Source organism: Collimonas humicola (assembly GCF_018304945.1).
Classification (GTDB): Bacteria; Pseudomonadota; Gammaproteobacteria; order Burkholderiales; family Burkholderiaceae_D; genus Collimonas; species Collimonas humicola.
In genome coordinates this window covers 120,325-134,453 of record NZ_JAGQEE010000009.1, presented here as the reverse complement: position 1 = coordinate 134,453, position 14,129 = coordinate 120,325, and the positions used below count along the sequence as shown (strand labels likewise).

Sequence of the window (14,129 nt, the reverse complement as noted above, 5' to 3'; positions counted from 1 at the left end):
ATGTCCATCAGGACTGCAAATCAAAGACTCGCAAATTGCCGCTTACAAATACGGCTCGATCAAGCAATTCTCTGGACCAGCCAGGCATATCCCCCGGTTGCAGGATATACCAGCGGACTCCAGCTTTCCGACCGAAGGCTGACAGGCCTTCAAAATTTGTAATATCGCTTAACCGTCGGTTTTCTGCGCTGCGAGATGCGGCAACCTTTGCCACATCTCCCCCTACTTTTTGAAACAACTGCTCCCGTGATACATATGCCTGCAAGCCCGTCAAAGCTACTCCGAGAGCGATGGGATCACCATTGGACATGAGCATTCTGTCCCCACTATGAGCATGCTCGCGCACGTAGCGGCTCATTTTGAACATGTCTCCTGAAATAACTGTAGCGCACGCGCTCGGGCCATCTCGCAGCGAACCCTCTTGCACCCTTTTCCCGTATTGCCACGGAACGATCATGCCAACACAAGAAATAACCAATGCCCCGACAACCTGCAGCCTCCAGAACTTTCTTCCACGAAGATATGCATCGCTAGCCATGGGCCACATCCATGTCACCATAAATATCAGAAGGACAGCATAGAGCAACACGAACGATCGGTGGCTCCATTCTGTAATATCCCCGTTGCTCGGCGTCGGTAACAAGAAAGTTATCGCACAATGCACAGCCAACAGCAAAAATGGAATGATATCCACTGCCCAGATTGCCGTTGACGATCGTATTCTCAGGAAAATCAGCACTAATAGGGCTGGCAATATTGCTCCATACTGCGCCGGAAGTATCAAAGCATATCCAAGAATGCCTTTCCAGATGTCACCAGCACCTGCAGTCGCTTTTGCATAGAAGCCCTCGTATGCTGTCGGCGTAGCGGCATGCACTGCTTCGATATAAAGTAATCCATCTCTCTGGCCGGTCAGCAGATGCGGAGCGAACGTCACGCTCTCCATGAATACCATCGCGGCAATCCCGATTAACAGCATGGCAAGAATGGCGGCGGAGCGATGCCAGGACTTTACCGGCTGCCAGCACTGCAGAAGCAAACACGCGAACAACATGATCGCCGGAATCGCAATATGTACACGGAACGCAGCAGAGATTAGGGTCAGGAACGCCGCCACAAGCATCAGCTGGAAGCGTGAACTGGCAACTCCAAGTACATAAACGCCAAGGGCGATAAGCACAAGTGCGAGAGCATACCCGGCGCCAGGCGCGACCTGTATTAACCAATGAAATGCGAAATAACCGTTCTTAAACCAATACATGGACGCATCGGGCAGCATAAAAAGCGCCATGACGGCAATGCAGCCGGCTATTCGTCCCGCGAGGGCTGTACCAAGGCCATATGCTCCCAGTCCTAGCAAAATTAGGCCCGTTGGCATCCAGAAGTAAGTCGACGTTTCAAGCTCGGGATCCTTTGTCATCCATGAGTAAATCGCTGATAAGGCGTAACTCGCCCTGTGGTAAAGCGCTTGGTGGGTATCAGCTAAATAGATTGAATGCTTGGCAAAGGAAGGGTAGTCCTCAAGATATTTGATTTCTGCGGCCTGCAGCAAAAAATCGCTCCATACCCGAAATACGCCCGTCACCTCTGCGCTGCGGACCGATGCCAGAGCCTCCCTTGCCCATACAGTCACGAAAATCGAGATCATCAGTAAAACAGCGACATCGATCATCGTTGATCGAAATGCGTGGGCACTACGCTGAAACTGGCCGGCACATGATGATTTTTGTGGCGTTACCCTGCGTTCGACCATACCGCAAAAAACCAAAAGTATCATTGCATCAGCCAAAACGGCTACACCGGTACTCAGGTTCATAATAGCCGTGACTGAGAGGTGCAATAGACTCAATGCGGAAAATCCCACCACAATTTCAAATGCAGCCGCAAACCCGGATTTCCTGGGCAGTTGCAATATGAGTCCCAATGCCCGCCCGAAAAACACCGACGCTACAGATATAAGACAAACAGCCGCCATCCGCAACGGGGAGAGGCTACCCGCGCCCACCACGACCGGGATCAATAATGCCAATGCAAAACCAAAACAGAGCAGCAACGTCTCTGGCAAATCCCTGTTCGAAAATATCGTTTTTCCAATTACCTGATGCTGTATAGGCGCCTGGTGAGTTTGGTGATGCATGGTAGTCATAATTTTCTTGCCACAATCAAACGAGAACCACCTATCGGCAAATCGATGCCGGCACGGATCAGGGCCACTTCCGCACTCAGCATTGCTTCGAAAAGATAATTTAGCCAACTCGAAATTCTGAGTTCCGCAGTGGCATCCATCTTTTTCTCCGATTTTCGTTTTTGGAACATACGGGAAACAAACATTGCAAGAAGCAGGCTTGACACGAATGAGGTGCTACGCAGAATTTCAAAGCCAGCTGCATTGACTTTCAAGCGCAGTTCTTTAGCAGAGTAACGCCGCACATGACAAGCATAGTCATCAATCGGGCTCCACAGCCAGGCATGCTGCGGAACTGTAAGCAGCACGACTCCGCCTGGTTTCAAAGCATCATGCATCTGAGCCAGAACCTGCTCGTCTTCTTCGATGTGCTCCAATACATCAAAAGCACCTATCGCCTCAAATTCTTCAACAAACGGAATATTTCTTGCATCCATTTGCATGAAATCGATACCTGGTTGTCGCTCAGCAGCGAAAGCCAACCCAGTCGCAAATATTTCGCTGCCATGAAGCTGCGCACCAGCATGAGCCTTGGCGATACCTGACAATACATATCCGGTACCGCAGCCGACCTCAAGAAATGAGCGAAACCCAGGGCAATATTTTTCTAGCGCCCAAATGATTAAACGATTGCGGCCACGAAACCAGAAATGCCTGGCTTCGCGTCGAGCCAAGTCAGCGAAGTAAGCCGCCTTGAAGCCACCGCCTTCCTGAGCCAGAGCAGGTGCATACGCTGGAAAACCCGCATATGTGCCTGGGGTCCATCCGCAAGCCGGGCAACTGGAATTTGGCGCAGGAAAGCGGGTAGAACATGAGAGGCATTTTTTCATTCATGTCCCTCCTTGCAACTCTGTTTTTTTGAGAAAACGAAATATTTGAAGACCACGAAAAGAAAACCAGCCACCACAATAATCGCGACTGCCTGCACTTTTTGGTGAGAATATCCCAGCACATCGACGAACGTTAGTAAGATAAAAAAATTAATCATGTATCCAAACAAGTGCGCAATAACATATCGAGTACCGGCTTCCAATAGTGCGCCTTCGTGAGCAAAAGCCCAGCGTCGATTCCCAAAAAAACCTGCCGTGGCTCCGGCCGCATACAACAATGTCATTGCAATTTTTGGCTCAACACCAATGTATGTAATTAGTAAGAAAAGCAAATATCCAGCGAGATTGCTTGCAATGCCGACCACGCCATAGCGGAACAACTGCACCGCCGACTTATGTACCGCCATGGATTTATTCATTTTCCAGCACCGCAATACCAAATCCCGTTTTTCCGTTGCCGTTGCCGTTGTACAGCATCAAACGTTGTCCTTTGTGATCAAAAACAAAAGGGTATTCGATCATTTCGGAATCCCAGCCATCGGATGAAACATCGATCCCGACTTCGTCCAATCGGAGCTCCCAGGTTTCTCCATCGCGGCTATACGCATAACCGATCCGGTATTTTTCGCCCGAGCCGCTTCGGTACGAGAACCACATTTGATAACCGTCAGATCGGTTCCCAATAACGGATGGACGTGAAAATGCTTGAGCAATACCTAACCGATACGGAATGGCAAGACCACCACGCTGCCAATGATGCCCGTTATTCGAAGCAGCATGATTGATTACGTGCAGCATTTCACCGTTCCCGGCGTCCCAGGTCACTGTCGATCCATACCACATACGATAAACATCGCTTTCGTCGCGCATAACCCACGGATACGAAAGACTTACCGGATCAATTTCATCGATAGAGATGAACGGTTCATCGCTGTCGAGACGAAGAGAGAGGTCGGAGTCTAATATCAGGCGGCCAATATCTCCTCGCCAGTGGCCATCGGGAGGATATTGCCACCCCATGAATAAAATGTAGCGACACCCATCAACTTCATAGCAGTTGCCTATGCTAACGCCATGCGAGTAGAAGCTGCCTTGTGGTCCATGCTCGAATATAGGCTGATCGTGAATGTAGATGACCTCCCGCTTCACTACGTCCACATCCACATACCCTACCGACGAGCGATTTTGCATATCCCGACCGCTATAAAAAACACGGTACACATCACCATCCAAAAGGAGGGCCAACGGGTTGGCGGCATGACTTGCCAGTTTAGGGTGAGTCGCCTCAGGACAATAAAGTTGTCCATGTTTGATCCAGCGCATCAGTCTCCCCTTAAATTTTTCTCAGACGAGAACTTGGCACCTTGGAGCGTGCAGCAACTTCGGAGATATAAACCCCTTCTGGTTCTGCATCGGCCAACAACAGCGCCCCAGCACCAATCACGCATTTTTCACCAATTTTGATGTGATCACGCAATGTCGCATTAACGCCAATAAAACAGGATTCTCCGACTTCGACCCCGCCAGAAATCACCACATGAGATGCGATGAAGCAATGATCGTGAATAGTCGAATGATGCCCGATATGATTGCCGCTCCAGAGAGTCACGTTACTACCTATCGTGACGAAAGGCTGAATGGTGTTGTCTTCCAGGATAAAGCAATTGTCACCAATCACTCCATCATTGAGCACTGTGGCACGGGAACTCACATAACTGGCCAAGCGATAATTCAAGGCTTTCGCAGCAAGGTATTTTTCCTTGCGCAATTGATTGAGCTTGGAATAGCTCAATGCGATGAAGATCTCGTGATTGTCCGGCGAGAAGAAATTTCTCAGCTCGCCAAACGGCACTACGGGTAATCCACAAAATTCGGGCGAAACAAGGTACTCGGCATCTACCGTGAAGGCGACGACTTCATAGTCGGAGTCCGTCGAAAAATAGTAGTGAGCCAATTCGGCAATATCTCCAGATCCAAAAATGATCAGTTGCCTTTTCATAGGATTTTTCTCACCAATATAGTGAACTCATATAGTCCGTAGTCATGCAGCAACGCGACATTGCGAGAATAGCGTTGTTTGCATAAATCAAATAACTCACCAGGATTTGCGTAATATAAATAGTCCCGCATCTTATCGGGATCCGAATACGAAGTCAGACAATTAAAAGCAAACCCAAAACGACTGCTGCGGTCCAATATATCCAAAGTCGTCTCGAGATAGTCCCGCCACTCCTCATCGCTGCGTTCTAGCCGGACATTGAAAATACCGCTTGCTATAACGTAGTCCGTTACCTCAAGAGGTTCAGACGTGACCACGAAGCTGGCATTGGCGCTCTTTTCATAGCGTGCCTGCGCGGCTCGCACCATATCATTAGACACGTCGCAACCAATGTAAGTAAAGCTCTCATAATGCGGTACCAAATACTCGAACAAGGCGCCGTAACCACATCCAAGGTCTGCAAGTGAGAAACCTTTAGGCTGCGTAACCAGTTTGCACAACTGCTCAAAACGCAATATCTGGCTTGCCTCACCATTCCAGTCAACGCCAAGTGGCGTCTCGCCATGTGTCGCTAATTTGGCAGAGTAATAACCAGCCACATCCGACAAAAGCTCATTATTTTCTTTATTCACGCATATCCAATCTTTGACATCAACAACAAACAGGCGCTCTACTCAATTTTTAAGAGCGTAGGTTTTATTAGTGCTGCCATTTTCCCTACAACCAGTATCAAAAAAAGAGCGGTCGCTGACGCTCGGAATATCGAAGTATTATCCAATTTTCCACGCTTTTCCAAATACCACACAGTAATATCGGAAATATAAATAGTCGAGCGCACATTAACAAAATTGTTTACATCCATTTTTACTATTTTTCAGATAGCAATAAAATCACATATGCCAACATCAAAGGCCAGTCAATTCCCTTGATAAGAGAAAAGCTTCGATCGATTGAGGGACTTTGTATTTAAACCCGAGTAAATCTTTGACTTTAGCGTCGAAATCCATGTTACTCAGTATCGCAGGTATATCGATCTGCTGTTTCATCAAAGGAATCGTATAAACATGATTTACAGCACGCCTGTTTTTTTCTGATAAATTTCTGCCACCACGGTGAAAAGCCATGCAATCAATCAAGATGAAAGAACCTGCAGCGGCTTTCACCTGAACTTCATTTTTTATGATATATGCATCTGATGGAAATGATTCCTGCCTATGACTAGCAGGCAGAACATGAGTCGCCCCATTATTCAGATTGAACTCGTCGACACAAAACAACGCATTGATAGCCAATGGTGTCGATGACACAAAATGCTGATATGGAAGATCTCTATGCCATGCTCCCTGATTATAAATTTTTCCCGCAGGATTGATGATCCCATTTTGTTGATTCAAAATAAATTTTCCAACGATAAGTTTGCTAATAATTTCGATGACATTTGAATTGGCTGCCAGATCGAGGAAACAAGAATCAAACGCCAGAGGTAATCGGAGAGTGTTGTGTTCATCAATATTTTCTAGATAGCTTTCTCCAAACTTTTTTGCATATTCTAAGCGCAACAAATCGAATCTTTCGGAAATTATCTTTAGTTCAGCATCAGAAAATCCGGAAGGAACTACCGTAAATCCAAGGTTGCGTATCTCTTCGACGGCTTTCTCAATCATTGTGGCAGAGATATCTCTTTTCAATACTCCATAAAAAGGAATATCGCCAGATGGCGTTGTATTCATATTATCTCTCTAAGAGAATTTAACTAGCGACGTAATTCAATCTTCCATCATTTTTCTATTATAGATTTCTCGCACGATCGTATATGGTCGCCGCTTGGTCTCCGAAAATATCTTGGAGAGATAAATGCCAATGATGCCTATAAAAGAAATGATCAGTCCTCCCAATAACCAGATGGACGCCATAACCGAAGTCCAGCCGCTGAGGGGTTTGGCAAGAAATAACCAATAGATGAAAAGATAAACTGTATAAGCTCCCGCCAGTAAAAAAATGCTCACGCCAATGTAAAAAATACCGACTAGCGGTGCATTGCTGAAGGAAGTAATGGCATTTACCAAGACTGAAAGCTTATGCCTCAAAGTGTACGTAGTTTCACTTGTGCTATGTTTTTTGACAATCTGTGGTTGCTGGTCAAAACCGGTAATAAGCCAAAGGCCGGCAATCATAAGCTCTCTTTCTTCATGGAGCAGCAGAGCTTTAACATATCGGCGTGTCATTAGTCTTGCGGTGACAATATTTTCCGGCAGGGCAAGACCTGTCAACGCCTGAAATAAGCGGTAATACCATTGACCGCTCCATCGCTCCATAACATCGCCCTTGCGATACTCCTGCACACCGTAGACCACATCACACGGATCTCGGCCCATTTGCTTAGAGAAGCTGAGCAACCACTCCGGCTCCTCTTCAAGGTCGCTGTCGATGAGAAAAATGTGCTCGCCGCCGGCATGCGCCAATCCCGTCATCATCGCCTTGTGATGGCCAAAATTGCGAGATAGATCGACAACTACTATGTGCGAATTTGATTCACTGAGGCGGATTGCACACTCGAGGCTGCTGTCCGGCGAGCCATCATTGACCAGGAGAATCTCGTATTCGTCGCCAACAACTTGGCGCGCGGCAGCCTCTGCTCTGTTGCAAAACTCTTCAATATATTGCTCAGATTTATAAAGAGTGGAGACAATTGAAAGTTTCATGGCTTGATATATTTCATATAGAGTGGTGCATCCTTGCCGCAGTTAAACAGCAAATCGACTATGCTGACGCCGTGAGTAAATTCTCCCCACAACTGAGGGTGTTCTGGATACCCCTCATAATTGAACCAAGTAAGCTTTATGTTTCGTTCGGTAAAAAAATGCTCTTCGATATAGTCCTTTGCCGCCGGGCCGGAGACATACTCCGCCCCTCCGGCTTGCTCACAAAGATCAGCAAGACGTTCGCTTTTACCTTCGATCAAAGAGTAATCCCAAGAGTTACTGATTTTTGTAGCAATACCTAGGTACTGACAGATAATCTCGATTAACTCGCGGTTAAGGGCAGACAAACGCGTGTGCGTACGTCTTATGTATAAAGGCTCAAGCAAAGTAGCAATTTCTTCAAAATGCGGCGCATGGCGGTAATTCTGGGTGAGCGTTTTCCAGTGCCCTTCGGCCCATTCTGCATCATCAATTTCCGTTTCGCGTATTGACTGGTGATATTTACCCTTCACCTTGACCGGTACAGTGAGCCACTGTCGCCCTTGCGGTGTTTTTATCTGGTTACGGTTACGCCAATCGCGCCTCGTGTATTGCATGTCATCATAGAGGATGAATTCATCCACAGCAGCGATCATGTCAAAATACCCCTTCCACGGGATATAGTTGGACTGAACGATAGCGATTTTCTTCATTGCTTTTTTGTTTGTGTAGAAAATTGAAAATCCAAGTCCGGCGTAAAGATACTTGTAAAGATTACTTGAATCTGCGCTGCGGTTAGCTTAACAAAAACATCCTTTAGAAAGGCAGTCAACGGGTCGGCACTTCGGCATGTTTTTGATAGATCGATATACATTACCTGCTGACAGAATCTATGAGCATGGTCACGGCATCCTCGACCTGCTCCGCCGTCGGTGAGTACCCATGATCACCCAAATTGACGATTTTATCTGACCAATTACCCTCGGTTTTCCAGCGAGGTGAATCGCAGTACAACTCGACTGTCGGTCGATTGAATGCAGCAGCAATATGAGTCAAACCAGTGTCAACACCAATCACTAACTCCGCACGCTGCGCCAGCACCACAGCCTCCAACAGTGACAATTTAGGGAGCACCCACGCATTGCTCATTTGACTCGCCAGTTGCTCCGCAGTGTTTTTCTCAGCATCGCTCCCCCAAGGCAGCAACACGCGCAGCCCCCGTTCGGCAAGCAGCGCCGCAATGCGCACCCAGTTAATATTGGGCCACTGCTTGGCAGCACGCGCCGTGCCATGGAAAAAGACCGCGTATGGCGCATCCGACAGCCATGCGGGCCGCTCTGCGGGCGTCATGGCCGGCTGATGCAGATTGAAATCTGCAACGCCGTCGACGCTGTAGCCAAGCGCCTTTGCCGCTACTTCACGGGCACGCAATACAGCGTGCGTATGCAGGTCCACCTCGACGCTCTTGGAATGAAATACGCGTGACAGCGGCTCATAGCCTGAGCCCTCAGTTGCATTCGCCAATCCGACCCGTTGGCCGCCTTGCGCAAGCCGCGCCATCCACATTACTACACTGGTTTTCAGTAAGCCTTGTGTATCGAACACGAAATCGTAGGTATCCTGCTTGAGCTGCTGCCTGAAATTTGAAATTTCCGCCCTTGTGGCGGCAGACAACAGACTCTTGCGCCAACGGCGCAAGGCAATCGGAATGATGCGGCGCACGTCCGGATTCATGCGCACCAGGCCGGTATACCCTTCTTCCACGACCCAGTCGATATTCGCATCGGGATAATGACGCCGGATGTCCGATACCATCGGCATGTTATGCACCACGTCGCCCAAAGAGGAGACGCGGACGATCAGAATGTTCAAATCGCGGCCATTTCGACAGGTTGATCAGAAAGGCAGCGATGCGTCGGGCTTGGCAGCCAGGATCACGCGCTTGAATTCCGACTGGATCCGCGCCAGCGCCTGCTCCGACTCGGCCTCGAAGCGCATCACGACCACCGGCGTGGTGTTGGAAGAACGCGCCAGGCCGAAACCGTCGGCGTATTCAACCCGCAAGCCGTCGATCTTGATGATTTCTTCCGCCCCCGGGAAATGCGCCTCACCCTGCAATTTCTCGATCAGGGAGAAATTCTCGCCCTCTTCCAGTTTCAATTGCAGCTCAGGCGTACTGGACGATTGCGGCAAGGCATTCAGCAGCGCGGACGGATCGCTTTCGCGGCTCAGCAGTTCCAGCAGGCGCGCACCGGCATACAGGCCGTCATCGAAACCATACCAGCGATCCTTGAAGAAAACATGGCCGCTCATTTCACCGCCCAGCGGCGCGCCGGTTTCGCGCATCTTGGCCTTGACCAGCGAGTGGCCGGTCTTCCACATCAAGGGCTTGCCGCCGCGCCCGGTGATCCATGGCGCCAGGTGACGGGTGCATTTGACGTCATACAAAATCTCACGGCCGGGATGGCGCGTCAGCACGTCGGCGGCAAACAGCATCAGCTGCCGGTCCGGATAGATGATCTGGCCGTCTTTCGTGACGACGCCAAGACGGTCGCCGTCGCCATCGAACGCCAGGCCGATTTCCGCATCGGAGTTCTGCAAGGCGCGGATCACGTCCTGCAGGTTTTCCGGATGGGCCGGATCGGGATGATGGTTGGGGAAAGTGCCGTCCACTTCGCAGAACAGTTCCTGCGCCTCGCAGCCGAGGGCGCGATACAGCTCGCCGGCAAAGGCGCCGGCGACGCCGTTGCCGCAGTCGGCCACGATCTTCATCGGCCGCGCCAGCTTGATGTCGCCGACGATGCGCTGCAGGTAGGCATCCTTGATGTCGTGCCGCCGATAGCTGCCGTTGGGCGCTGCTACGGTAGCCCCGCTGCTGCCATTGGCGATGGCGTGATACAGCTGCTGGATGGTTTCGCCATAAATCGCTTCCCCGGCCAGCACCATCTTGAAGCCGTTGTAATCAGGCGGGTTATGGCTGCCGGTGACCATGATGCCGGACTGTGCGCCAAGCACATGCGTCGCGAAATACACCATCGGCGTCACCACTACACCCAGGTCGATCACATCCACGCCCGCGTCCTGCAAACCTGTGGCCAAGGCAGCGCTCAGCTCCGGTCCGGACAAACGGCCGTCGCGGCCGATGATTACCGTTTTTTCATCTTTAGCACGGGCAGCGACACCGAAAGCGTGACCAATCTGGCGCGCGATGCCCGCATCCAGCGTAATGTCGATTACACCTCGAATGTCATACGCTTTGAAGATGGAATTTGAGAGTGGAAGCATAAATTTATGTACGAAGAGTATAGCTGTCTGTGGCGTATGAAACTGAGGGGAACGTGCTACTCATACGCCATTTTCAATAAAGACTGGGCGCTAAGTGGAGCAAAGAACGCATCCTTCGACCTCAGCATGCGCCTTCGGCTCAAACATTTGCCATCAAATCATTGTCATTCACAAATAACAGAAACAATGAAATGGCTCCAATTGCTATACGCGTATCGTATCCAAGGAGTTGCCTGAAGCGACCCAATCCTGCACCCATTTAGGTTGACGGCCGCGACCGGTCCACTGCAGCAATGAATCCGATGGATGACGATAGCGGACCGCCACCTTGGCCTTCGAGGTTGTCGTTTTTCCACGCGACTGCGCGCCGAACAGGTCCTGCAGAGAGATTCCGGCACCTTGGGCAATAGCCAGAATTTGCTCGCGCGCCTTGACCTGTTCTTGATGCTCGCGATCTTTCAAGGCTTGCTTGACCTGATCTTGAAGTGTTCGTAATTCGGCTACTGTCAATCCTGATAAATCCATATTTCCCCCGATAAGTGAAATTCAACTAAATATTGTTTCGCCAGTTAGTGAAGAGTCGTATCATTGGCGTCCGACAACTGGCGTTTAGCACGCCATATGAAATCTTCGATGCCACATTGCGGCGAATATTCGGTGACTGTACGCAAGAGTAGTTCACGTACTTCTTCATAGGAAAACCTGACGCAAGCATCATCCAGTTTACTCAGCAGATCTTCCAGAATTGACCAAGGAATCTCCACTTCTTGTGCGCGCATGATCAGCGGATGCTCCGTTCCTTCGACATTCTCACCGATCAGGAGTTCTTCGTATAGTTTTTCACCGGGACGCAAGCCTACATGGTTGATTTCTATCGTACCGTCTGGTGTTAAATCGGACAGCACCTCCAGTCCGCTTAAATGGACCATCCTTGTCGCCAGGTCAATAATTTTTACCGGGTCCCCCATATCCAATACGAATACATCTCCTCCTTGTCCCATGGCCCCAGCCTGCAGCACCAATTGAGCAGCCTCAGGAATTGTCATGAAATAGCGGGTGATTTCCGGATGGGTTAAGGTGATTGGTCCACCTGCAATGATCTGCTTGCGAAACAGCGGCACGACCGAACCTGATGAGCCGAGTACATTTCCAAAACGCACCATGCAAAATCTGGTCTTTGAGGCCCCTTTGGCTTGCGTGCGCGAAAAAGCCTGCAAAATCAATTCCGCAAAACGCTTGGTCGAGCCCATCACATTGGTTGGACGAACCGCCTTGTCGGTCGAAATCAATACAAAAGATTTGACGCCAGCTTGCATTGCGGCCTTGGCTACACTCAGCGTGCCAAACACGTTGTTCCGAATACCTTCGATAGGATTATGCTCAACCAGCGGCACATGCTTGTACGCCGCCGCGTGATACACCGTTTCAACAAAAAACGTACGCATGATGCGCGTACATTTCTCGGTTTCCAGGACAGAGCCAAGAAAGGGCAGTAGTTCAATGCTGTAACCAAGACTACGCTGCAACTCACTCAACTCCTGCTCTATCGCATACAAGCCAAACTCTGACATTTCAAGCAAAATCAGCCGTGATGGCCGTTGCCGGATAATCTGACGACACAGCTCAGAGCCAATAGAGCCTCCTGCGCCGGTCACAAGTACGGATTTATTCACGATGCAAGCGGAAATCAATTCCGGATTGGGCTCAACCGGATCACGCCCCAGCAAATCTTCAATCTCGACCTCGCGAATATCCTGTACGCGCAGCTCACCGTTGATCAAGCTCTTGATTGGCGGCGTTACTTTGATTTTAACTTTGAGAGGCTCTAGCTGATCAAGGATATGCTTTTGCTGCAGCTTGCTTAAGGATGGCATTGCCAACAAAACCTCTTTGAGATTGTATCTGGCAATCAAGCTCGGCAAATCACTTGCCGCAAAGACTTTGATGCCAGCGATTGTTGCTCTATGGAGTTCTTTTTTATCATCAACAAACGCTACCGGCAAATATTCATGGCCCGCGCGAAGCGCACTCGCCAGTTGCGATCCAGCCTGACCTGCGCCGTAAATAACCACTGGCACGGCACCGGTTGCGCCACTCACATGGAGCAGATAGCCACGTGCCAAAAACCGGCTGGCCGCCACATACAGGATGGCGCTAACCCAATAGATGCCAAAAACCGCGCGAGAATAACCCGCTGTCTGCGTAAAAGTACCAAGCGCTCCTAAGGCAATCACTGACAACGTTACGCCGAGAACGACGACATACACTATCTTGTGATCTATGAAACGAACAACAGCTCGATACAACCCTAGCCTGATGAAGATCGGGATCGATATCAAGGGCGCGGCCACGATCAACAAACCGTATTGATGCAACAGCCAGGAGCTGAGTCCGTCGTGACGCAGCCATATGGCCAGGCAAAACGTCAGCGGCAGCATGAAAAGGTCCGCTGACGCAGCAATTATCTGCTTCTGAAGACGGGACAAATTTAAAAAAGAATTCATGTCGATAATTTAGTTAACTGCCAGCATAAGAAAATCACAACATTTTGAAAAAACTTTTGATTTATCATCTGTCATCAATGCGTAATGCCGTCTCTACGAACAACCTTCAAAAATGTTAGATAGATAATCTTAATATCCAGGAAAAACGATCGTTGCCGAAGATAGTCCACGTCTAGTTTAACTTTCTCAGGAATTGGCAGTTCATCTCGTCCATTGATTTGTGCCCATCCAGTCAGCCCCGGCAATAATTCGTCAACACCGTATTCTGTTCGCATCGCAATCAAGTCGTCCTGATTGAACAGCGCTGGACGAGGTCCGACAAAACTCATATCACCAACAATGATGCTCCACAGTTGCGGCAACTCATCAAGACTCGATTTGCGCAAAAAAGATCCTATAGGGGTCAGGAATTTCTTAGGATCCGGTAGTAAATGCGTTGCAACTGCCGGCGTGTCTGTACGCATCGTACGGAATTTTGGCATTTTAAAGATTTTATTGTGACGACCGACACGATCTGACCAATAAATAATCGGTCCCGTCGATGTAAATCTCACCAGAAAAGCAACTACAACTATTGGTGCAAATAATAATATTGACGCAATCAAGGCCAAAAATAAGTCAAAAGATCTTTTCATTCGTTATCTA

At 49.3% G+C, this 14,129-nt stretch carries 14 protein-coding genes; all 14 read right to left on the bottom strand.

Features of this window, described 5'->3' with window-relative positions; translation table 11 throughout:
* Positions 1 to 7 precede the first annotated feature (7 nt).
* Positions 8 to 2,146, bottom strand: a complete 2,139-nt coding sequence (locus KHU30_RS22640) for a hypothetical protein (protein ID WP_211444864.1) — start codon at positions 2,144 to 2,146, stop codon at positions 8 to 10.
* A complete protein-coding gene (locus tag KHU30_RS22635) occupies positions 2,143 to 3,015 on the bottom strand; it encodes a class I SAM-dependent methyltransferase (protein WP_211444863.1) in 873 nt (290 codons plus the stop codon). Before KHU30_RS22635 ends, KHU30_RS22640 begins: the two co-directional genes overlap by 4 nt.
* Positions 3,012 to 3,434, bottom strand: coding sequence for a GtrA family protein (locus KHU30_RS22630; RefSeq protein WP_211444862.1), 423 nt, complete (start codon positions 3,432 to 3,434; stop codon positions 3,012 to 3,014). The genes KHU30_RS22635 and KHU30_RS22630 overlap by 4 nt, the downstream gene beginning before the upstream one ends.
* Positions 3,427 to 4,338 carry a glycoside hydrolase family protein gene (locus KHU30_RS22625; RefSeq protein ID WP_211444861.1) on the bottom strand — a complete coding sequence of 304 codons (912 nt, stop codon included), beginning with the start codon at positions 4,336 to 4,338 and terminating at the stop codon, positions 3,427 to 3,429. Before KHU30_RS22625 ends, KHU30_RS22630 begins: the two co-directional genes overlap by 8 nt.
* Before the next feature lie 10 nt (positions 4,339 to 4,348).
* Positions 4,349 to 5,014 carry an acetyltransferase gene (locus tag KHU30_RS22620; protein ID WP_211444860.1) on the bottom strand — a complete coding sequence of 222 codons (666 nt, stop codon included), beginning with the start codon at positions 5,012 to 5,014 and terminating at the stop codon, positions 4,349 to 4,351.
* Positions 5,011 to 5,646 (bottom strand): class I SAM-dependent methyltransferase, encoded by a 636-nt coding sequence (locus KHU30_RS22615; RefSeq protein WP_211444859.1) that lies wholly within the window; start codon positions 5,644 to 5,646, stop codon positions 5,011 to 5,013. Before KHU30_RS22615 ends, KHU30_RS22620 begins: the two co-directional genes overlap by 4 nt.
* Before the next feature lie 273 nt (positions 5,647 to 5,919).
* On the bottom strand, positions 5,920 to 6,744 hold the full coding sequence (locus tag KHU30_RS22610; protein WP_230427536.1) for a phytanoyl-CoA dioxygenase family protein: 825 nt from the start codon (positions 6,742 to 6,744) through the stop codon (positions 5,920 to 5,922).
* A gap of 36 nt (positions 6,745 to 6,780) precedes the next feature.
* Positions 6,781 to 7,716 carry a glycosyltransferase family 2 protein gene (locus KHU30_RS22605; protein WP_211444858.1) on the bottom strand — a complete coding sequence of 312 codons (936 nt, stop codon included), beginning with the start codon at positions 7,714 to 7,716 and terminating at the stop codon, positions 6,781 to 6,783.
* Positions 7,713 to 8,408 carry a WbqC family protein gene (locus KHU30_RS22600; RefSeq protein WP_211444857.1) on the bottom strand — a complete coding sequence of 232 codons (696 nt, stop codon included), beginning with the start codon at positions 8,406 to 8,408 and terminating at the stop codon, positions 7,713 to 7,715. The genes KHU30_RS22605 and KHU30_RS22600 overlap by 4 nt, the downstream gene beginning before the upstream one ends.
* 160 nt (positions 8,409 to 8,568) lie before the next feature.
* Entirely contained in the window at positions 8,569 to 9,567 is a 999-nt protein-coding gene (gene waaC / locus KHU30_RS22595; RefSeq protein WP_211444856.1) for a lipopolysaccharide heptosyltransferase I, read from the bottom strand.
* 24 nt (positions 9,568 to 9,591) lie between these two features.
* Complete coding sequence (locus tag KHU30_RS22590) at positions 9,592 to 10,980, bottom strand: phosphomannomutase/phosphoglucomutase (RefSeq protein ID WP_211444855.1); 1,389 nt, start codon at positions 10,978 to 10,980, stop codon at positions 9,592 to 9,594.
* Positions 10,981 to 11,184: 204 nt separating this feature from the next.
* Complete coding sequence (locus KHU30_RS22585; protein WP_329956710.1) at positions 11,185 to 11,490, bottom strand: H-NS histone family protein; 306 nt, start codon at positions 11,488 to 11,490, stop codon at positions 11,185 to 11,187.
* Between the two features lie 59 nt (positions 11,491 to 11,549).
* Positions 11,550 to 13,484 carry a polysaccharide biosynthesis protein gene (locus tag KHU30_RS22580; protein WP_211444853.1) on the bottom strand — a complete coding sequence of 645 codons (1,935 nt, stop codon included), beginning with the start codon at positions 13,482 to 13,484 and terminating at the stop codon, positions 11,550 to 11,552.
* Positions 13,485 to 13,558: 74 nt separating this feature from the next.
* A complete protein-coding gene (locus tag KHU30_RS22575) occupies positions 13,559 to 14,119 on the bottom strand; it encodes a sugar transferase (protein WP_211444852.1) in 561 nt (186 codons plus the stop codon).
* Positions 14,120 to 14,129: the final 10 nt, after the last annotated feature.